General features: G+C 30.7%; 19 protein-coding genes and 6 tRNA genes. 12 read left to right on the forward strand and 13 right to left on the reverse strand.

Annotated elements, in window-relative coordinates:
• The 11 genes from ACVC2P_RS05135 to ACVC2P_RS05185 all read left to right on the forward strand — a co-directional run.
• Window positions 1–928, forward strand: a 928-nt coding sequence (locus tag ACVC2P_RS05135; RefSeq protein WP_452597407.1) for a DNA polymerase beta superfamily protein, incomplete at its 5' end; no start/stop codon positions are given.
• A gap of 676 nt (window positions 929–1604) precedes the next feature.
• Window positions 1605–1678: transfer RNA gene (locus ACVC2P_RS05140), tRNA-Leu, on the forward strand.
• 334 nt (window positions 1679–2012) lie between these two features.
• Window positions 2013–2083 (forward strand) — tRNA-His (locus tag ACVC2P_RS05145).
• Window positions 2084–2120: 37 nt separating this feature from the next.
• Window positions 2121–3119 (forward strand): RNA ligase, Rnl2 family, encoded by a 999-nt coding sequence (locus tag ACVC2P_RS05150; protein ID WP_452597408.1) that lies wholly within the window; start codon window positions 2121–2123, stop codon window positions 3117–3119.
• Window positions 3120–3287: 168 nt separating this feature from the next.
• Window positions 3288–3992 carry a hypothetical protein gene (locus ACVC2P_RS05155; RefSeq protein WP_452597409.1) on the forward strand — a complete coding sequence of 235 codons (705 nt, stop codon included), beginning with the start codon at window positions 3288–3290 and terminating at the stop codon, window positions 3990–3992.
• Between the two features lie 8 nt (window positions 3993–4000).
• Window positions 4001–5371, forward strand: coding sequence for an SDR family NAD(P)-dependent oxidoreductase (locus ACVC2P_RS05160; RefSeq protein ID WP_452597410.1), 1371 nt, complete (start codon window positions 4001–4003; stop codon window positions 5369–5371).
• 10 nt (window positions 5372–5381) lie between these two features.
• Window positions 5382–5455 (forward strand) — tRNA-OTHER (locus tag ACVC2P_RS05165).
• 21 nt (window positions 5456–5476) lie between these two features.
• Window positions 5477–5549: transfer RNA gene (locus tag ACVC2P_RS05170), tRNA-Cys, on the forward strand.
• 95 nt (window positions 5550–5644) lie between these two features.
• Window positions 5645–5716: transfer RNA gene (locus ACVC2P_RS05175), tRNA-Asp, on the forward strand.
• Window positions 5717–5727: 11 nt separating this feature from the next.
• A tRNA-Asp gene (locus ACVC2P_RS05180) sits at window positions 5728–5799 on the forward strand.
• A gap of 26 nt (window positions 5800–5825) precedes the next feature.
• Complete coding sequence (locus ACVC2P_RS05185; RefSeq protein WP_452597411.1) at window positions 5826–6539, forward strand: DUF434 domain-containing protein; 714 nt, start codon at window positions 5826–5828, stop codon at window positions 6537–6539.
• 1 nt (window position 6540) lies between these two features.
• Here the strand turns inward: ACVC2P_RS05185 and ACVC2P_RS05190 are convergent, their stop codons facing one another.
• The 12 genes from ACVC2P_RS05190 to pdxA form a co-directional block, all read right to left on the reverse strand.
• Entirely contained in the window at window positions 6541–7968 is a 1428-nt protein-coding gene (locus ACVC2P_RS05190) for a hypothetical protein (RefSeq protein ID WP_452597412.1), read from the reverse strand.
• An 81-nt stretch (window positions 7969–8049) separates the two neighbouring features.
• Complete coding sequence (locus ACVC2P_RS05195) at window positions 8050–8508, reverse strand: 3-oxoacyl-ACP synthase (protein WP_452597413.1); 459 nt, start codon at window positions 8506–8508, stop codon at window positions 8050–8052.
• Window positions 8505–9182, reverse strand: coding sequence for a monofunctional biosynthetic peptidoglycan transglycosylase (mtgA, locus tag ACVC2P_RS05200; protein ID WP_452597414.1), 678 nt, complete (start codon window positions 9180–9182; stop codon window positions 8505–8507). Before mtgA ends, ACVC2P_RS05195 begins: the two co-directional genes overlap by 4 nt.
• Window positions 9182–10294 carry an NAD(P)/FAD-dependent oxidoreductase gene (locus ACVC2P_RS05205; protein WP_452597415.1) on the reverse strand — a complete coding sequence of 371 codons (1113 nt, stop codon included), beginning with the start codon at window positions 10292–10294 and terminating at the stop codon, window positions 9182–9184. Before ACVC2P_RS05205 ends, mtgA begins: the two co-directional genes overlap by 1 nt.
• A 325-nt stretch (window positions 10295–10619) precedes the next feature.
• Entirely contained in the window at window positions 10620–13439 is a 2820-nt protein-coding gene (locus ACVC2P_RS05210; RefSeq protein WP_452597416.1) for a M4 family metallopeptidase, read from the reverse strand.
• Between the two features lie 134 nt (window positions 13440–13573).
• On the reverse strand, window positions 13574–14074 hold the full coding sequence (locus tag ACVC2P_RS05215; protein ID WP_452597417.1) for a helix-turn-helix domain-containing protein: 501 nt from the start codon (window positions 14072–14074) through the stop codon (window positions 13574–13576).
• A gap of 903 nt (window positions 14075–14977) precedes the next feature.
• Complete coding sequence (gene accC, locus ACVC2P_RS05220) at window positions 14978–16333, reverse strand: acetyl-CoA carboxylase biotin carboxylase subunit (protein ID WP_452597418.1); 1356 nt, start codon at window positions 16331–16333, stop codon at window positions 14978–14980.
• A gap of 95 nt (window positions 16334–16428) precedes the next feature.
• Complete coding sequence (gene accB, locus ACVC2P_RS05225) at window positions 16429–16911, reverse strand: acetyl-CoA carboxylase biotin carboxyl carrier protein (protein ID WP_452597419.1); 483 nt, start codon at window positions 16909–16911, stop codon at window positions 16429–16431.
• Window positions 16912–16947: 36 nt separating this feature from the next.
• Window positions 16948–17943, reverse strand: a complete 996-nt coding sequence (locus ACVC2P_RS05230; protein ID WP_452597420.1) for a beta-ketoacyl-ACP synthase III — start codon at window positions 17941–17943, stop codon at window positions 16948–16950.
• Window positions 17944–18121: 178 nt separating this feature from the next.
• Window positions 18122–18325 carry a 50S ribosomal protein L32 gene (rpmF, locus tag ACVC2P_RS05235; protein WP_452597421.1) on the reverse strand — a complete coding sequence of 68 codons (204 nt, stop codon included), beginning with the start codon at window positions 18323–18325 and terminating at the stop codon, window positions 18122–18124.
• 9 nt (window positions 18326–18334) lie between these two features.
• Window positions 18335–18874, reverse strand: a complete 540-nt coding sequence (locus ACVC2P_RS05240; protein WP_452597422.1) for a YceD family protein — start codon at window positions 18872–18874, stop codon at window positions 18335–18337.
• A gap of 87 nt (window positions 18875–18961) precedes the next feature.
• Entirely contained in the window at window positions 18962–20017 is a 1056-nt protein-coding gene (pdxA, locus tag ACVC2P_RS05245) for a 4-hydroxythreonine-4-phosphate dehydrogenase PdxA (protein ID WP_452597423.1), read from the reverse strand.
• Between the two features lie 66 nt (window positions 20018–20083).
• Here pdxA and ACVC2P_RS05250 point away from each other — a divergent pair, with 66 nt between their 5' ends.
• Window positions 20084–20674, forward strand: a complete 591-nt coding sequence (locus ACVC2P_RS05250; protein ID WP_452597424.1) for a riboflavin synthase — start codon at window positions 20084–20086, stop codon at window positions 20672–20674.
• Here the strand turns inward: ACVC2P_RS05250 and ACVC2P_RS05255 are convergent.
• Window positions 20671–20877: a hypothetical protein gene (locus ACVC2P_RS05255; RefSeq protein ID WP_452597425.1), complete on the reverse strand. Its 207-nt coding sequence runs from the start codon at window positions 20875–20877 to the stop codon at window positions 20671–20673. The two genes, ACVC2P_RS05250 and ACVC2P_RS05255, sit on opposite strands and share 4 nt — an antisense overlap.
• Window positions 20878–21046 lie beyond the last annotated feature (169 nt).

Raw genomic sequence — 21046 nt, forward strand, 5'->3', positions numbered from 1 at the left:
AGATTATATAGGGCAAATTAATAATGAAACAAATGATATTGCTTATTATGAGCTACGAAAGTTTATAGAATTACTGGCAAAGAATAACCCTAATATTTTAGAGTTATTGAATGTGCCAGAAGCATGTATATTATATAAACACCCTATATATGATGAAATTAAACAAAGTGTTTTTTTATCTAAACTATGTAAAAATAGTTTTGCTAATTATGCATTTACGCAAATAAAGAAAGCAAGAGGGTTAAATAAGAAAATTGTAAATCCTGTAGAAAGAGAGCGAAAAACTGTTGAAGATTTTTGCTATGTAAGAACAGAAAAACAATCAATTTCTTTAAAAGAGTTTTTAAAAGATAATCAATTAGAAGCTTCAAAATGCGGGTTGGTTAAAATACCACATATGAAAAATTGTTATAATATTTTTTATAGCCTATCCATAAGTTATAAGGGAATATCTAGAGAACAAGCAAATGAAGTATGTTTAAGTTCTGTACCTAAAACAGAGAAACCTATAGCCTTATTATATTTTAATGTAGAAGGGTATTCTAGTTATTGTAAAAAATATAAAGACTATTGGGCCTGGGTTAACAATAGAAATGAGGACAGATATAAAAATAATATCTCACACAGTAAAAACTACGATGCTAAGAACATGATGCACACCTTTAGGCTATTGCATATGGCAAAAGAGATAGGAAAAACAAAAATGATTAATGTAAAACGAAATGATCGTGATTTTCTGTTATCTATTAAAAAAGCAGATTTCGAATATGATACATTAGTAAGCAAAGCAGAAGCAATGAAGGTAGAATTAGAGACTATTTACAATACTTCAACCTTACAAGAATATCCAAGCTTAGAAACTGTAAATGCCTTATTAGTAAGCTTAAGAGAACAATTTTATAAAGAAAAAGAGTTGCAATTAAAATAATAATAGCATATTTGTAACACCAATATAAATGGTATAAAATAAAATGACAATACAAAAATTACATAGTATTAATATAAAAGGAGCTGGACTCTATACTTTTGTTCAAGATTTAAGGGACGAAACAGGATGCTGTATAATTTTTAGAAGGAATAAAATGTAATAAAAACCCTAAATAACTATAATATATAAGCGTCCAATTTTAATTGGACGCTTTTTTTATGAAATTTTTTTTGAAAACATGTTAAGTATTTAAAAACAGTAGAATAGAATAATTAAAACAAGAAACAATTGAGAGACAGTCTATTGTGAAAAATGTTAAATCCCTGCGTAAAGCGGACAGGAATTATAGTATCTGGTTTTAAGCTTAAATATCTAATAATCAGTAAATTAAATATTTTTTTTCTTGCGTAATTAAAAAAACAAATACATCTTTGCATCGTTGAAAAAACAATAATAAATTAAAAATAATGAAACATTTAATAACACATAATCAAAAACTTAATAGTAGTCATGATCTGTTTAGAATTACAGGGCAGTTAAGTAAGGATGTACAATTATTTTTGAAACAATGGGAGGATGAGTATATATAATTAAAATAATATATAACGTTTTAAACGTAGCACCTCCCCAAAGAGGTGCTTTTTTTATGAAATAGATTTTATAAAAACTACAAAATGCAGAAATGGCGGAACTGGCATACGCGCTTGATTTAGAGTCAAGATTTTGAGAGTTCGAATCTCTCTTTCTGTACTATACTCCACTAGACCAATTGGAAGAGATTGGCAAGAAAAAACAATTGTTTTTTCGAAGGTACCGAACGAAGTTCTGGTTTAAGCCCCGTTCAGTCTTGGTTCTAAACACGAAGTATTCACGATTTCTTAAAACAATAGAAATTAATGAGTAATCCAAGGTGGAGTGTTAATAATGACCTGTGATGTAACGGTTAGTATACTAGACTTTGACTCTAGTTGTATAGGTTCAAAATACTTTTGTATTCACGAGTACAACTTTAAAATAATAAAAAAGAAGCGAGCTAATCCTATCAGGTCATCAAAATTTAATAATGAATTAATAAAACAATATGGTGGCTTTAGCTTATTTGGTAAAGTACTTCACTGTGAATGAAGAGAACAGGGTTCGAGCCCCGAAGTCACCCTAAAAGTAAATTAGTAATTAATAAAAATTAGAAATCATGTTTAAAAAATACAATAGTATAGAAAACACGTACCGTGAAAAAGAAGTAGAGCAAATCTACCTACATGGATATGATAAAGAAACCTATGTGGTACAAGAAAAAGTACATGGAGCCAACTTTTCTTTTATTACTAATGGTAAAACAATACAAGTAGCAAAACGAAGTGGTTTAATTGTAGAAGGAGAAAATTTTAGTAATTACGAGCATGTATTAGACACGTATTCCGAAGCTATAAAAACATTATTTGGATTGGTAAAAATAGATTACCCAGAAACAGAAATAGTTACCATTTTCGGGGAATTGTATGGAGGTAGTTATGAGCATCCAGATGTTGAAAAAATAAAAGGAATGGTAAGAGTGCAAAAAGGTGTGCTCTACAGTCCAGAAAACGACTTTTATGCGTTTGATATCTGTATTAATCAAATAAAATACCTAGATGTACCTGTAGCCAATACGTATTTTGAAGCAGTAGAATTATTTTACGCAAAAACGCTATTTCAAGGCACGTTACAAAAATGTTTAGACTACCCTAATATTTTTCAGTCTAAAATTCCAACATGGTTAAAGTTACCAGAGATTAAAGGTAATATTTGCGAAGGTGTAATTATTAAACCTCTAGTAAGTAAGCATTTTAGAAATGGACAACGTGTTATTTTTAAAAATAAAAATGAAAAATGGTCCGAACGCTCACATTCAAAAAATAAAGTTGCTAGAGAAGTAAAAGTATTTTCAGAATTAGAAAAAGAAACTGTTAATTACCTTTTAAGTTATGTAAGTGAAAATAGATTAATGAATGTGCAAAGCAAACTAGGAGAATTTTCATTAAAACAAATGGGGAAAACCATTGGACTATTTGCACAAGATGCACTTGTAGATTTTAAAAAAGATTACGAGTCGCAATGGGAAGTTATAGAAAAAGAAAGTCAAAAACGAATGACTAAAATGCTTAATAAAGAAGCAGCGAATATGGTTAAGCAAATTTTTCTATACAGATAATAGAAGTAATATTTGTTATTGAGTACAGTCGAAAAGAACTTTAATATAGTATAATTTTCGGCTGTATTTAAATAAAATAATTATTACGCAAAAAGAATGCGTAATAGAATGTAATATTTGTGCTGTAATTAATTAATGATTACTTTGTTTATAATAAATACTGGGTTAATGCATAATATTAAAACAATACTTTTAACACAAATATTAATAGATTCAGAACCTCACTACTCTCTAGATTGGTTAGCTATACATAGTTCATTCTTTCAAAAAGAATATTTGGAAAAGTTGGCAATAAACCTTGTTAAATGCCATGTTGAAGGTGTATTAGAAACATTGTCACATCCTCATTTTAATGAAGAAGTAACACCGTTACTACATAATACCTTTTCAAGATTTCTACCTTCATTAAAACAAATACAAGAGCATGATTATAAATCAAATGCTATAACTCAAAAAGCAATAGCAAAAACAATAGAAACAATAGCATTTAAAGATATTTTATTACTAATGGGACAACGCATAACCTCTGCAACTGTGCAAACAATACAAGGGTTACCATTATTAAGAGAAGAAGTATTAGCTAGTTGTTTCAAACCCTATAATAAACATATAAGTGTAGCGGTAAGAGCTTGGGAAAAACATATAGATAGAACCGAAGATTCCTTTTGGGGTGAAATACAAGGTAAGCCCGAAGAAAAAGAAGAAAAAGCAAGAGTATTAATTAATACACTAATAGACAAACATACGTGGTGGAATGTATTTTACCATTACAAACACGAATTAGTATACGAAATTAGAATAGCAACTGGACACGGCATGCGCTGGAGTATTAAAGACAAGACATTAATAGGTTTTCTAGAACCCTTTTTATAATATTAAAAATGAATACATTTAAATCATATAATTTCACTCAAGAAGAATGGGAGCATTGTATAAAGGTTTTAAACGAACTTAAAAAAGACCCGTTTCAAAATCCAGACAACCCATTATTATCTGGGTTAATAACTAAAATATATAAAACAGCAAAAAAGAGTAAATCTAAAGAAATTTTTGATACCCCAAAAGCTGAAGATATAAAGGTTGTTAAAAATACTATGATTTCTAAAAATGCATTAGAAAACATAACGCTTTATGCCGATGATGATAATAAAAATGGTGGTAGTTATAAAACGTTAAACAAAGCTAAAGGCTGTTATTCTTGTAATGTAAAGTTTAATAAGTTACATTTTTTTTATAACCGATTGTGTCCTAGTTGCGCAGAAGCCAATTACGAACAACGTTTTAAAACTTTAGATTTAAAAAATAGAAACGTAATATTAACAGGAGGGCGTGTAAAAGTAGGATATGCAACAGCCTTAAAGCTATTAAGAGCAGAAGCTAATGTTATGTTGACTACTCGTTTTCCTGCATCGGCATTAGAGAACTTTAAAAAAGAGACCGATTATAATTTATGGAAACATAAACTTACTATTTATGGATTAGACTTAAGAAATTTAAAAGCCGTAGAACGTTTTATAGCGTATTATAAGTCTAAATACAATACACTAGATATTTTAATAAATAATGCAGCGCAAACCATAAAGTACGATGATAATTATTATTTGCCAATAGTAGAGAAAGAGAAACAATTAGTTTTACAGTATACAAACGAAAAATGCTTAATACCTAATGAAACGTCTGTAATTGAAGACGTAAAACTATTAGCTAATACGTCTCAAAATAATCATTTCGAGATGAATAGATTTGGGCAACCAATAGATGTAAGAACCAAAACAAGTTGGAATTCTACATTAGAAGAAGTATCTATGTATGAGTTGTTAGAGGTTAATTTAATCAATCAAATATCCCCTTATTTTATGATTAAAGAATTTACACCGTTATTAAAAAACTCAAGTTTTAATAAGCGTTTTATAATAAATGTAACCTCTTCAGAAGGTATTTTTAGTTATAGTAAAAAAACAATTTTTCACCCGCATACTAATATGACAAAAGCAGCATTAAATATGCTAACAAAAACATCTGGAACAGATTACGAAAAAGACGCTATTTATATGTATGCAGTAGATGTAGGTTGGATTTCTACTGGAGCAAAAGAAGTATTACGTAAAAAACAGTTTGAAGAAGGCTATATACCACCTTTAGATTCTGTAGATGGAGCAGCAAGAATAATACACCCTATTATTGAAGCTTTAAATGGAAATACTATATTAGTTGGAACTTTATTAAAGAATTATGAAATAAACCCTTGGTAAAATATTGTAAAGCGCGTTAGCTCAGTTAGAAGATCACTAGTTACTCAGATACAGTGGCCGTGAGTTCGAATCTTACACGCGCTTTACTTTTTAAATGATAAAATGGGAATGGTGGTTAAACATTGGAAAACGACAGTCTGCAAAACTGTAGATGCAAGTTCGAGTCTTGCTCATTCCCCAAAAAGAAAGCACTAAGATAACTGGAAATCGTCAGCCGCCACATGTTGAAATATTGGTTCAAATCCAATGTGCTTTCCTAATAATAATATACATGGAGTAGTAGTTCAAAGGAAGAATACCTGCCTATCACGCAGGAGGGTGCAAGTTCGAGTCTTGCCTACTCCAACACATTGAAGAAAGTAATAGTTTAATTGGAAAAACACCTGCCTGTCACGCAGGAGATGTGAGTTCGAACCTCACTTACTTTCCTTTTCAATAAAAGATAATAGTTGTCATGAGTAATCTTAAAAATAGAGGCAAGGAGGGAAGAGACGATTTGCTTTTTGGAACACCAAAAATGCAAGACAAAATTAAAGAAGCCGTTACAGATATGTGTTACTTACTATCTAGAGGATATGCTCAAAAATCGTCAATACAGCTAGTTGGTAATAAATATCGCCTTAATGCGCGACAGCAACAAGCAGTACAAGGCATGAGTGCTTCTAAAAAACAAATAAAAAAACGTCAATCTACTTGCGTTACTTTAAATACTTTAAAAGGACAAGATATAATTATAGATGGTTTTAATTTGATTATTATATTAGAGAGTGCTTTGTCTCAAGCTTATATTTTTAAAGGATTAGATAATTGTTATCGCGATTTATCTGGTGTATACGGTACTTATAAACGTGTACAGCAAACAGAGCAAGCCTTATTATTAATAGGTTCTGTATTAAAGCAAGCTGAGGTTAATAGTATTCTTTGGGTATTAGATAAACCAGTATCTAATAGTGGAAGGCTTAAAACCAGATTACGAGAATTAGCAGAGCAAGAACAATATAATTGGGACATTATTTTAGAAAATAACCCCGATAAATACTTAGCCGAGAGTGCTTCTGTTATAGTAACCTCAGATGCTTGGATATTAGATCGCGCTGAGACATGGTATAATATAGCGGGGTATCTTATAGAGCAAACTATAAACAATGTAAATGTTGTTAATAGTTAACTTATCCTAACTTTTCTTTAATCTCTTTTGCAGACCTTAAAGGAGTATAAATAGTTGGAGACAAATAGTCTTTTACTTTCTTCTCATAGCGTCTAGCTAATTTTTTATTATTAATCTCATCTGCTAAAAAGTACAAGTAGTTATATAAAACATACTTATGTGGGCTGTTTGTTTTTAAAGCCTTAATTTGAGGTTCATATCTATTAAAATAGGCAGTTATTTGTTCTGTATAATCCTTATTTTGTTCATTATAATTAACTTGTTCAATAAGCCATTTAGCTTTTAAGATACTTTCTATAAACAGAGACTTATTTTCATACTCTTTAATAAATGTATTTACTTCATCTTCATCGCCTAGCCATTTAGGGAGAATAACATCTAAATAACCTAGGTAAGCCATTGTATGATCTGGTTTAGCAGAAATACAATACAAGAAAGCATTCTTAGCGGCAGTTTTTTCACTTAAACCTTTGTTGGCTCGAATTAATAAATTATTGGCTTCGACTTTTAAAGGTCCTTGTACCTGATTTAAAGTTGTATTTGCTTGGTTTAATAATTCATGAAAACCTAAAGCACTTTCCATACTTGTCTCATCTGCATAAGCGTAACCACGAGCTTCCCATGCATCATATAGTAATCGGTTACCTTTAACAACTTGAAATAAAGGAGATCTACCATTTATTGTATTCCATTGGTTTATATGCTTATCGTTAAGCATTAACGCTAAAGCATCAATAGCTTGTGTTTGCTCATCTGTAGATAGTAGGCTTAATCTGTTTAAAGCGGTATCGTATTTTTTCTGAATAACTAACTTTACAATCTTTTTTATAGCCTTGTTGCCAAAGCTATAATCTATGCCTGTATACTGGTTAAACCACTTGTTTAAAAGACTTCTAGGAATGAAAGATAGTAGTATAATTAATACTATTATGCTAGCGATACAAATAAATATTAAATAGTTTGTAGAAGACGTTGGAGGAGTATCTATTTCTAATTGTAAAAACGAATCAGAAAAGCTAAACCCATTAGCTTCATAAAATTCACGTTCACCATTTAATAATTTAGACGCTATGTCTTTTTTAAAGTAGTTTTGTGACAGATTAATTTTTGAGTTATATAAGTTAGTTTTTAATACACTACTATCTTTAGTACTGTTATCATTAATTAGAGCAATAATTTTTTTGGGATTATTTTTGCTAACTAGAGGCAAATAAAAGTGACTTATTTTATCTTTTTTGAAAACCTTTTTAACTGCAAAAGGATAGTTGTTATCTATTTTGTAATCTGAAAGCAGTATATATTTATCTAAATCTGTTGTCTGTAATAAGTTCTCTGCTTTTATAGGCTCTAACACTCTAGCTTTTGAAGCAAATAATACATCTCCGCTAAACTCATAAATGGCGAAAATAAGAATAGCTAGCGCAACCAATCGTTTAATGAAAAAAAGATTTTTAGTAAAAGATATAATTTTAAAAAGGATATTTAATAGCACAGTTTATAGTTTTATTGTTTAATGAATAGCGGTTATTGTAAAAGATTGGGTTCTAAAGGATATCGTATCATTAATAGTTTTTCCAAGCAATAATTTCGCAATAGGAGTTATAGGTGAAATAGCATAAAATTCGGTATTATATACCTTAACAACACCTGCACTTATAGCTATATAATAATTAGCTTTTGATGTGTATACAACACTTCCTAAATGAATTTTATCAGAAGGGTTCTCAATACTTATTCTTGATAAGTTTTCTTTAATTTTAATTATTTCTGCTAATTGATTACCCACTTTTTCACGCTCTAATTGTAGCATAGCACGACCCGTTTCATGTTTATCTCCTGCACTACTTTTTGTTTCAGATAAAAGTGATTGTTGTATTTCTTGCATTGTATTTTTTACCGTTAATAATCGGTTATCTACAAAGGCTAAACATTGTTTATAAAGCGCTTCTTTTATTGAAAGCTGATTCATTTTTTCTTATCAAATTTTAATGGTCCAAAATACTGCATTTGTTTTACAATCCACTGTTTCCGGTTCTGAATATAATTAGTTGCAGGTGTTGCTTTGTAATGTTTTGGTTTAGGTAAAATAGCAGCAATGGCCGCTGCTTCGTATTGTGTTAGTTTGGCTGCTGGCTTTTTAAACCAATATTGCGCTGCAGCTTCTGCTCCAAAAATGCCATTTCCCATTTCTATACTGTTAAGGTAAACTTCTAAAATACGTTCTTTAGACCAAGTTAATTCTATTAAAAAAGTAAAGTAAGTTTCTAAACCTTTACGTAGCCAACTACGCTCTGGCCATAAAAATACATTTTTAGCAGTTTGTTGACTTATGGTACTAGCCCCTTTAATACGTTTTCCTTTCTTATTGTTTTCGTAGGCCTTTTCTATAGCTTTTAAATCGAAACCATTATGTTTTAAAAAAAACTGATCTTCACTACAAATAACAGCTAATTGTAGTTGTTTTGAAATTGATTTTAAAGGAACCCAACTGTGTTTTTGTTTTATTTTAGTATTCTCAGTTTTTTGAATAATCATTAAAGGAGTTGTAGGAACAGGAACCCATTTAAAGAGTAATACAATAGCAAAAGAAAAAACAACTAGCCAAAAGAAGAGTTTAACAAAGAAACGAAATAACTTTTTCATTATATCAAATCGGCTAATTCTTTCCCAACCAAACTACCAATAGCTACTCCCATGCCTCCTAAGCGAACACCGCAATATATTGAGTTAGATACTTGTTTTACTAGAGCTTTTTTTTGCTCGCCAACACCCATTATTCCGCTCCATTTGTGGTCTATTTCAAAAGGAGTATTGGGCAAAATAGTGTTCTTTAAAAGTGATTCTAATTTGTTTTGTATTAAATCTGTTTGTTCCAATGTTGTAGTTTCTTCTGTCTTAAAATCTAAATGTCTTCCACCTCCAAATAGTATTCTATTGTCTATATTTCTAAAATAATAATAACCCCTATCTAAATGGAAAGTTCCTTTAATATGTAGGTTTTTAATTGGCTTTGTAATTAAAACTTGAGCTCTAGCAGGTTTTACAGATTCTTCTAATAATTGAGAAGTAAAGCCATTGGTAGCAATTAAAAGTTTTGTAGTTGTGAGTTCAAAATTGTTTGTTTTTAACTTTACAGTATTAGTCTCTTCAGTAAAGGATTCAACGGTACAGTTATTTAGAATTTTAACACCTTTAGATTGTACTTTTAGTAATAAAGCCTCCATCATTTTTCCAGTATCAATTTGTCCTTCAAACTTATTAAAAGCGTATTTGCTTTTTATATTTTTAAATTGGAAACTATTCTCTTTTAGAGAGAAAACAGTATCGTTAAAAATAGGCTTTAAAAGGGTGTTGATAGTATTTAGCTTAGATAAACAACTGTCATAAAAAGCGTTATCTTCTTTTAAGAACAACTCATAACCTCCTAATGTTTTATAGTCTATAATTTTATCTCCTAATGTCTGCCTTAATAGTTGAAGTCCATTAACTCGTTTTTTTACTAATTCTAAAACGTCTTCTTTACTATGGTTATTGAGGTCGTCTATTAATTCGCTTAAGCTTCCAAAGCATGCAAATCCTGCGTTTTTTGTACTTGCGCCTTGAGGAAGCATCCCTTTTTCTAGTATTAAAATATTAGCTTTAGGAAAACGTTCTTTTAATTGTAAAGCACAATTAAGTCCTACAATACCACTACCAATTATTGTAAAATCTACATTAGTAAGCCAACTCTTTTTTTCCCAATAGGATAAATTCATAGATATAGTATTCGTTTATTTTATAAATAGGATATAAAATATGAGAATACAAAATAGTGAAAAAGTTGTTGTATAAAAAAACTCTGAAAGTACTTTAGGATTTTTTAAAATTGAATTACAGATTATTTAACCGTAATCTTTTTAGTTACATATTTTGCTTGATTAGTATATACTTTTTAGATTATACATTGCCTAAAGCAATTCTTTAGGTATTAAAAAATACGAAAAGGATTTATATTAAAAGCTCCATTTTATATTAAAATGGAGCTTTTGCTAATACTCAAAAATGGAGTGTAATTAGATTGTTATTTATTAAAGGGGCAAATTAATTTTTTATGAGTTTTTTAGATATTTCACCTCCTATATTTATTATATAAATCCCAGATTCTAATTTAGAAATGTCTAATGTGCTAGAGTGTATGCCTTTACCTGCACTCAATTGTTTATTTAGCATGGTTCTTCCATTAATATCATAAATAATAACAGATATTTGTTCTTTTGTTGCTCCGTTTGTAGAAAGAGTTATATAATCTGAAGCAGGATTTGGATAAATAGATATTAAACCACTATTAATAACTGAACCAGTTGTAGGTGCAACTGAAGAGCTGAAACCACTAAAGCAAGGTCCTAAATAAATCCACTGGTAGAAAATATTCATTTGATATAATCCTCCTAAATAAATTACTTTAGATCCCGGTTGATATGGAATTCCTGGTTGATATATAGGAACTCCACTACAGGGTCCTGTAACTCCAGTAGTTGTGAATGATATGACCGAAGAGTATGGAGATTCTTGAGAAGTTCCTCCTCCAGAAGTACCACATGGTCCAAGATTTATCCATCCTGATGGTGTTGCTTCGTATAAAGAGCCTTGAAAAGTTACCTTAGAACCGAAAGGATAAAATGCACCAGGTTGGTATTCGGCTACTCCAGTACATGGATCATTTCCTTGACCTTCAGTAGGGCAATTATATTTTAATCTTACATTATAAGTTGTATTAGGAGATAAACCAGTTAATCCTTTAGAATTGCCAGAAGCCGATACGCTTGAGTAGTTTGAAGCAGATGTAGTCTTGTATTCTAATGTATAATTCGATACCCCAGAAATAGAGTTCCAATTAATAGTAGCCGATGATGTTGAAATATTTGTACTAGACACTCCGTTAACAGGATTGCAATTTCCAGAACCTCCACCATCTGTAGCTGTAAATGAAATTACTGTTGAGTATGGCGACTCTTCTCCTGTAGTACATGTGTATTTTAATCTCACATCGTAAGAAACATCAGCAGTAACAGATAAGCTATAAGAAGTTCCAGAAACATTTACACTTGTATAGTTTGCTGCTGTAGAAGTTTTGTATTCTAATATATAATCTGAAATCCCAGAAACTGCATTCCAATTAATCGTTGCTGAAGATGTTGTAACGTTAGAACTGTTTACTCCTGTAACTGCTCCACAGGTGTTGGATGTTTCGCATGCAGACCCTGAATATTTTGCACCAATACCAACGGCATTCATAGCGTCGGTAACTGTTTTTACTTCACAAGAATTTTGCCCATATAAATCTTTTGCAGCATTTATAACTGCGTTTCTCGCTGCATTATAATTAGAGTTATTAGATAAATAATAAACTAATGCTCTGTAAGCAATTTGCCCAGCTTTATCAATACCAATACCATCTACCGAATAGGAAGTGTTATTGTCATTAGTACCGTTACCGCCTTGTGATGTTAAATAAAACCAATAATTCATTACACCACTATTAGTATGAACTCCGCCATTATCGGCACTAGAGTTTGTTGAAGCCCATAATGAACCTTGATAAGTGTCTGGTTGATTGTATGTTTTTGGATTTGAAAGTGATCTTTTTATAGAAATTTTGTCTCCTAAAGTCCATACGTTGTTGTCTACACTATTAAAAGCATAATATTCAGCATAAGATCCAAATATATCTGCAAAAGATTCATTTAAAGCACCAGACTCACCTTGGTATACAAGTCTAGCACTAGTTCCTATAACTCCATGGGTTATTTCATGACTTACTACATCTAAGGGGGTTAGAGGAGCACCTCCGTTAGTTCCGTTTCCAAAATAGCCTTGAGTACCTATCCAAAAAGCATTATTATTTGCACCTTGACCGCCGCCATTTACAAATAGCCCTATATTACTTCCATTGCCATCATAACTATTCCTGTTAAATGTATTTTTATACATGTCCCATGTTTGTTCTGCCCCCCAGTAAGCTGCCATATAATAGGCTTGGTTTCCAGAAAAATTAAATGATGTCGAATTACTTGAATACAAAGTACCATTCATAGTTTGCCCTTGTTGTGTTGGTAGACTGGCGCCATTCATGTTTCGTAGCGATATTCTTCTATTACCATTTTGTTGAGTAACATATCCATTACCACTATTACTTACGGTGATAGTCCTAGTTCCATGATGTCCAGTATTTGCTGTACCTTCTACATCTGCAGAATGCATTTTTTGCTCTATAAATAGTGTTTCTCCATTGATAGCATCTATATAAACTAGTTTACGATCTAAAGGAGCAGCAGAAAACATATCAAATTTATAAGCTAGTCTTAACTCGCTAGATTTAAGACTGTTATTTTTAGTTATATAAACTAACTTCCCTTTGTTGTTAATTTCTTCACCCATAAATACTTTTTTGCCTCTGTCATTTAAAGTAGCTACTTCCCAAGCATACTTTTTGGCTCTTACTATTTGTTTTGCCTTGACCATAGCTCCTTCAGAATTTAAACTTGCTCTTTTTTTAGGAACTCCAGATGGAATATTTTTAAACCAATCTCCATTAGCAGTAGTAATGAGGTTATTTTTTACATGTATTGAATAAGTACTGTAAGCAACAGGAATATTATTAATGGTTTGTTGTAGCCTATAGTGAGTGTATCCTAGATGATCTGTTTCTTGATCTAATAGGATAAAACCTTCAAACGATTTTGTTTTTAAAATAGTTTTGAGGTAATTATCTGGCGATATAAATCGTACAGCATCTTTATTGAATTTTACAAAACGAGGGTGCATCTCCTCATCGCCTTCTTGAACAATTTTAAATTTCTCCTGCCCATAAATAGAAAGAGAAAATAAAACGAGTAATAATACTTGTAATAGTTTTTTCATGTGTTTATATTTTAGTTTGATTAAACCAAAAGAACAAATTAAAGTGTCTTAAAACCAAGAAGTACTAGTCTATAATGTTGAAATAAGACGTTTATTAATCAAAATGAGACTGTTTAAACACTATGCATTACATATCATTCGTTTTGTTTTATATAATCTGAAGGTGATACTCCCAACCGCTCCTTAAAGTTTTTATAAAAAGTTGCTTTAGAATTAAATCCAACTTCTTTTGCAATAGTTATAATACTATATTTTTTATAAGAGTCACTTAAAAGCATTTTTTTTACTTCTTCTATCCTATAATTATTAATATAACTATTAAAGTTTTCATAGCCTGCTGCTTTTAGTGATTTAGAAATTTTATTACTTGAAATTTTTGTGAGTTTAGAAAGTGTTTTTAATGTAATATTGGGGTTTAAGTATAACCTTTCATCACTTATATAGCTCTCTACTTTATTAAAGATTTCTATTAACTCACTATTAATAGGAGCATTGTTCTTGAGACCTTGAGAACTATTTGTGATTTTTACATAATTGTTTATATTAATTTGTATAACACTTGCTATACTTAAATAGTAGAGTAAGACTATATTAAGAAAATATAATATATATAGCGTTTGTTTATTTGGAGGCAATAAGAAAAATGTTAAGAATGTAAAGACATTAAAAATAATACAGGATACACAAAATACTGTTACCCAATTTAATGACTTGTTTTTAGTGTTCGTATAGAATAAAGGTAAAAACTTTCTATGGAGATTAGTAACATGTATTATTTTTATGCATATAAAAATATTGAAGCCAATAGAAAGTATAGTATAGACTTTTAGAATATTTTTAATTGATTGGTTACTGATATAATTTTCATCGATATAAACAATAATAAAAATAATTAAAAAAAATAAAAACTCTATTGCAGAAGGAATTAGATAGAGTTCTATTTTTTTTAATTTATATCTTGAAAGCTTTACTACATATAGTAAAAGTAAAGGCGTTGTTAATAGGTTAAATTTTAACGGATTTACAAAAATTAACTTGGAAGGGTTGTTTGTAAATAAAAAATAAAAAATTATTTCAATAAGCATTGTTATAAAAAATAAGCCGAGGTACTTATTTATTTTTATTTTTTTTGATTTGTAAAAGAAAAAAATTAGTATAACTATAAACGTTTGTACGCCACTTATAAAATAAAAAGCGTCTAAAATCTTAATCATGTTATTAGGAAAATATAATTTAAAGGGGATTCGTTATATTTTTGAATTTTATGTATAAAAAATGTTATTTTTTTAACAATATATCTATTATGGTGGTTGTTTTGTGTAAAGTATATTCATAAATAGTTAAAATTCAATACTAATATAGTTAAAATATATGTTTAGAAAAGTTTTTTTAATTTCTACTTATTGGTTATGTTCTTGTTTACCTATAATATTTTAATGTGATGTGACATAAGGGGATGAAAACGTATTAAATAAAAAAAGCCTAAACAATATTTATATTGTTTAGGCTTTGAAATAGTTATTTATGTCTATAATTAATTAGGCATCATCTACATTTTTTTGAATAACAAAATCTTCCATGAATTTAGTAGTATAATTTCCTGCTAAATAATCTGGATGCTCCATTAATTGTCTATGGAAAGGAATTGTTGTTTTTATTCCTTCTATAACGAACTCATCTAGAGCACGCTTCATTTTGTTTATAGCTTCTTCTCTGGTTTGCGCAGTTGTAATTAACTTTGCAATCATAGAATCGTAGTTTGGTGGTATAGAGTATCCTGCATAAACATGAGTATCTAAACGTACACCATGGCCGCCAGGAGCATGTAATGTTGTTATTTTTCCTGGAGACGGTCTAAAATCGTTAAAAGGATCTTCTGCATTAATTCTACATTCTATAGAATGTAAATTTGGTGTATAGTTTTTACCAGAGATTGGCACTCCAGCTGCAACTAATATTTGCTCACGTATTAAATCGAAATCTATTACCTGCTCAGTAATTGGATGTTCTACTTGTATACGCGTATTCATTTCCATAAAGTAGAAATTTCTATGCTTATCTACTAAAAATTCTACTGTACCTGCGCCTTCATATTTAATGAACTCTGCTGCTTTTACTGCGGCTTCTCCCATTTTAGTTCGTAACTCATCGGTCATGAATGGAGATGGTACTTCTTCGGTTAATTTTTGGTGGCGTCTTTGTACAGAACAATCACGCTCAGATAAATGACATGCTTTACCGTTAGAATCTCCTACTACTTGAATTTCAATATGTCTTGGCTCTTCAATAAGTTTTTCCATGTACATATCATCATTTCCAAAAGCGGCTTTAGACTCTTGTCTTGCAGAATCCCAAGCATCTTTTAAATCTTCAGGCTTCCATACGGCACGCATTCCTTTTCCACCACCACCAGCAGATGCTTTTAGCATTACAGGGTATCCAGTTTCTACAGCTAGTTTTTCGCATTCTTCAAACGATTCTATTACACCTTCACTTCCTGGTACACATGGTACTCCAGCAGCTTTCATAGTGGCTTTTGCATTGGCTTTATCTCCCATTTTATCAATCATTTCAGCCGAAGCTCCAATGAATTTGATTTCATGTTCATCGCAAATTTGTGAAAACTTTGCATTTTCTGATAAAAAACCGTATCCTGGGTGTATTGCGTCTGCATTTGTGATTTCTGCAGCTGCAATAATATTAGACATTTTTAAGTAAGATTCACTACTTGGGGCAGGTCCTATACAAACCGCTTCGTCAGCAAATTTTACGTGTAGACTTTCGGCATCTGCTGTAGAGTATACTGCTACCGTTTTTATGCCCATTTCTTTACAGGTTCTAATAACACGAAGTGCTATTTCTCCTCTGTTTGCTACTAATATTTTTTTAAACATATCTTTATGAGTTTAAGAGTTTATGGGTTTAATTGTTTAGGCATTTTGTAGGTGTTAACTACTGTTGCTTAAAACGTAAAACTTTAAACTTCAAATTAAGATGGATCTACTAAAAATAATGGTTGGTCAAATTCTACAGGAGAAGCATCATCCACTAATATTTTAACAACTTTACCTGATACTTCAGATTCTATTTCGTTAAATAATTTCATAGCTTCTATAATACATAATACATCTCCTTCAGCTATTGTTTGCCCTACTTCTACAAATAAAGGCTTGTCTGGTGAAGGTTTTCTATAGAAAGTACCAATTATTGGAGATTTTACTGTGATGTATTTAGAGTCTTCGGTTGGGGCTGCTTTTTCTACTACTGGTGTAGTTGCAACTGCAGGTTGTGCTTGCGTTGGCATAGCCATTTGTGGCATTTGAGCTGCCATTGGCATTTGTTGAACAATAGTAGTTTCTGTATCTGAACCTGTTTTTATAGTTATTTTAACATCATCGGTTTCTAGTTTTACTTCACTAGCGCCAGACTTAGCTACAAATTTGATTAAGTTTTGAATGTCTTTTAAATCCATAATTAAAATGTATTAAATTTTAGTTTAGTTGGTTTATTATGAGTTATAAGCCCATTTTAAATAAATTGAACCCCAAGTGAATCCGCCTCCAAAAGCAGCAAATATTAAATTATCTCCTTTTTTTAGTTGCGATTCGTAATCACTTAAAAGTAATGGTAGTGTAGCCGATGTGGTATTGCCATATTTATGAATATTCATCATTACTTTCTTGTGGTCTAGTTCTATACGATTTGCCGTAGCATCAATAATTCTTTTGTTTGCTTGGTGTGCTACTAACCAAGCAACATCATCTTTTGTTAAATTATTACGTTCTAAAATTTTAACGGCTACATCTGCCATGTTAGAAACTGCATTTTTAAATACTGTTCTTCCATCTTGAAAAACATAATGTTCTTCATTTGCTAATGCTTCGGCCGTCATTGGGTACGATGATCCTCCTACTTTGGCTTGTAGAAATTCTCTACCTACGCCATCGCTTCTTAAATACTCGTCTTGTAAACCTAATTGTTCTTCATTAGGTTCAAACAAAACAGCTCCTGCACCATCTCCAAAAATAATGCATGTTGCTCTATCTTTAGGATTAATCATAGAAGAATTTTTATCTGCACCTATTAAAAGGACTTTTTTGTATTTCCCTGATTCTATATATCGAGAAGCGGTAGACATACCAAATAAGAAACTTGAACATGCAGCTTCTAAATCGAAAGAAAAAGCATTTACGGCACCTATTTGAGTCGCAGTATATGCAGCTGTAGAAGCAGCTTTCATATCTGGAGTTGCGGTAGCAACTATAACTAACTCTATGTCTTCTGGGTTTGTTCCGCTTTTACGTAATAAGTCTTTAGCGGCTTTAATGGCCATGTACGAAGTACCTAAGCCTTCACCTTTAAGGATTCTACGCTCCTTAATACCGGTTCTAGTAGTAATCCATTCATCATTGGTATCAACAATCGTTTCAAGTATTTGATTGGTCAATACATATTCTGGTACATAGGCACCTACAGCTGTAATCGCTGCCGAAATTTTACTCATACTTTTTAAGTTAATTTGACCAAATAATGTTCAAACTCGTCCAAAAAAGGCGAAATTTTGATAAAACTAATGATTTTTAGTCAATATTACACAAATTAAGCTGTTTTTAACGCAAAGAAAAAAATATCATAAAAAAAACGCTCACAAGTGAGCGTTTTTCTATATGCATGCATAGTAGTTATGCTAAATTTTCTTCAGTTGCCGAGTTGTCAATTAATACTTGACCTCTGTAATATAGTTTACCTTCGAACCAGTGAGCTCTGTGATATAAATGAGCTTCTCCAGTTGTTGGACAAGTTGCAATTTGTGGCGCTACAGCTTTGTAGTGAGTTCTTCTCTTATCTCTTCTTGTTTTAGAGATTTTTCTTTTAGGATGTGCCATTTTATAATTTTATTTATCCGTTAATAGTTTCTTTAATGTATTCCAACGAGGGTCTATGTCCTCTTTGTTTTCTTCTATATCCTTTGCTTTAGGACTTAATTCTTCTAATTTTTCAAGTATTTCTGAGTTTAATGTTCCATCTTCTACTCCTGGATGTATACATTTAGACGGCATTGCTAAAACAATTAACTCATAAATGTACTGCTGGATATTAATTTCGTATTCTCCATGAGGGATAATAAGAATATCAATATTTTCATCGTTATACTCTTCTCCAAATTTTACAACTAAATCAAAAGTACTTTCTACGAATTGATTATAGGGCTCATTTGTTAAATCGCAATTAACATTTACTACTCCAGATATTTCAAAGTGTAGCTCTAGTAATGTCGATTTTTTTTCTAGTATAATGTCAACGTTTACATCGCTGTCGTTAAACTCTTCATACTCAAAATGTTCAAAGAACGCTTTCTTTATCTTATAATCAAAATGATGTTTTCCTATTTTTAATCCAACAAATGGAATTGTAAATTCTTTCAAACGCTTCATTATCACATCTATTTTGAGCCTGCAAATATACAAATTTTTATTAACTAGACCGTTTTATATACTTTTTTTTGTTAATACCTGTAATCTTTATTTTTCGTAACGTTTACGTTTTGAGATTGCTAAAGGGTTTTTATTAATTAATTGATATTCCTTTCTGCATTCATATATATGTATAGCAGAAAATATAGCTTCTTTAAAAGAGCCAACGTCTGCTGTTCCTTTACCTGCTATTTCGTATGCAGTACCATGGTCTGGAGAGGTTCTAACATGGCTTAATCCTGCGGTATAGTTTACACCTTGACCAAACGATAGCGTTTTAAATGGTATTAAACCTTGATCGTGATATGAAGCTATTATGGCGTCGAAGTTTTTATAATTGTTAGAACCAAAAAAGCTATCTGCAGCATATGGACCAAAGACTAATTTTCCTTCTTCTTTTATTTTATGAAGTGTTGGTCTCATAATATCATCATCTTCATTACCTATTACTCCATTATCTCCTGTATGTGGGTTTATGCCTAGCATGGCTATTTTTGGTTTGCTAATCCTAAAATCTTGTTTTAAAGAGTTGTAAACGGTTTCTACTTTTTCTTCAATTAATTCTGGTGTTATGTGATTTGAAATGTCTTTTACAGGAACATGATCTGTAAGTAAGCCTACTCGTAATGTATCTGTTACCATAAACATTAAGCTATTACCATTTAATTCTTTTGCTAAATAATCTGTATGGCCAGGAAATTTAAATGTTTCTGATTGTATATTATGTTTGTTTATTGGTGCTGTAACCAATACATCTATGTTTCCTTCTTTTAATGCTTTAGTTGCTTCTTTTAGAGATTTAATTGCATATTCTCCTATTTTAGAATCTTCTTTTCCGAAATTGATAATAACATTTTCTTTCCAAGAGTTTAATACATTTATTTTACCATGTACTATCTGGTTTGTATTATGTATGCTATTTAAATTAATATTTAGCTTAAAATGATTTTTTACAAAACTCATTGTTTTTATAGATGCAAAAATAACTGGAGTGCAGAATTCTAACATTCTATTATCTTCAAAAATTTTTAATACAATTTCAGCGCCTATTCCGTTTAAGTCACCTATGGATATTCCAACGATAATATTTTCTTCTTTCCTCATTAATTATGATAACTTTTGTTTGTAATTTTACATCGACAAATTTAACTAAATATTACGTTTAAGACTATGTTTACAGGAATTATTGAAACCGTAGGAGTGGTAAAGGATTTAAAAAAGGATTTAGATAATCTACATATTACAATAAATAGCTCGATTACTTCAGAGTTAAAAATAGATCAAAGTGTAGCACACAATGGTGTTTGTTTAACTGTTGTGAGTATTTCTGATTCTAATTATGTTGTTACTGCAATAAAAGAAACTTTAGATAAAACTGCTATAGGGGCTCTTAAAGTTAATGACCGTGTTAATTTGGAGCGTGCCATGAAATTGGGAGATAGACTTGATGGGCATATTGTGCAAGGACATGTAGATCAAGTTGCAACATGTGTAGGTGTAGAAGAAACTGCGGGTAGTTGGTTGTTTACTTTTAATTATGATAGTTCGTTAAACAATATAACTATAGAAAAAGGTTCTATTACTGTTAATGGAGTTAGTTTAACTGTTGTGAATTCTCAACGAGATACTTTTAGTGTTGCTATAATACCGTATACATACGAGCATACTAACTTTAAAACATTTAAAGAAGGAACAGTTGTAAACTTAGAGTTTGATGTTATTGGAAAATACGTTGCTAGACTAAACGCCCTAAAATATTAAATACTAGCTTTCTTTTTTCTGAATTTATATATTTTATAAATACCATATAAAAATCCTAAAATAACTAGAATCAAAATATTAGTATCTATTGGAAGACCAACAGGACTTGGCGGCGGCTGAGGCGGCGGCGGGGTTTGGGCGGAGCATACAAAACTTATTAATACAAATAAGAATGAGGCAAATGTTTTTTTATTTTGTATCATAATTTCAGGTGGTAAATGTATAAAAAATTGTGTCTTTACAAAACTTTTTAAATCATTTTTTTGCAATAAACGTCTATTAAATGCATAAAATATCGACGAAGTACTGTTTTTATCAGGTTTCACAGAAATATATTTTTTTTCAAAAAGATATGTTAAAATGAATTTATCG

The sequence above is a fragment of the Pontimicrobium sp. MEBiC01747 genome (assembly GCF_053601635.1).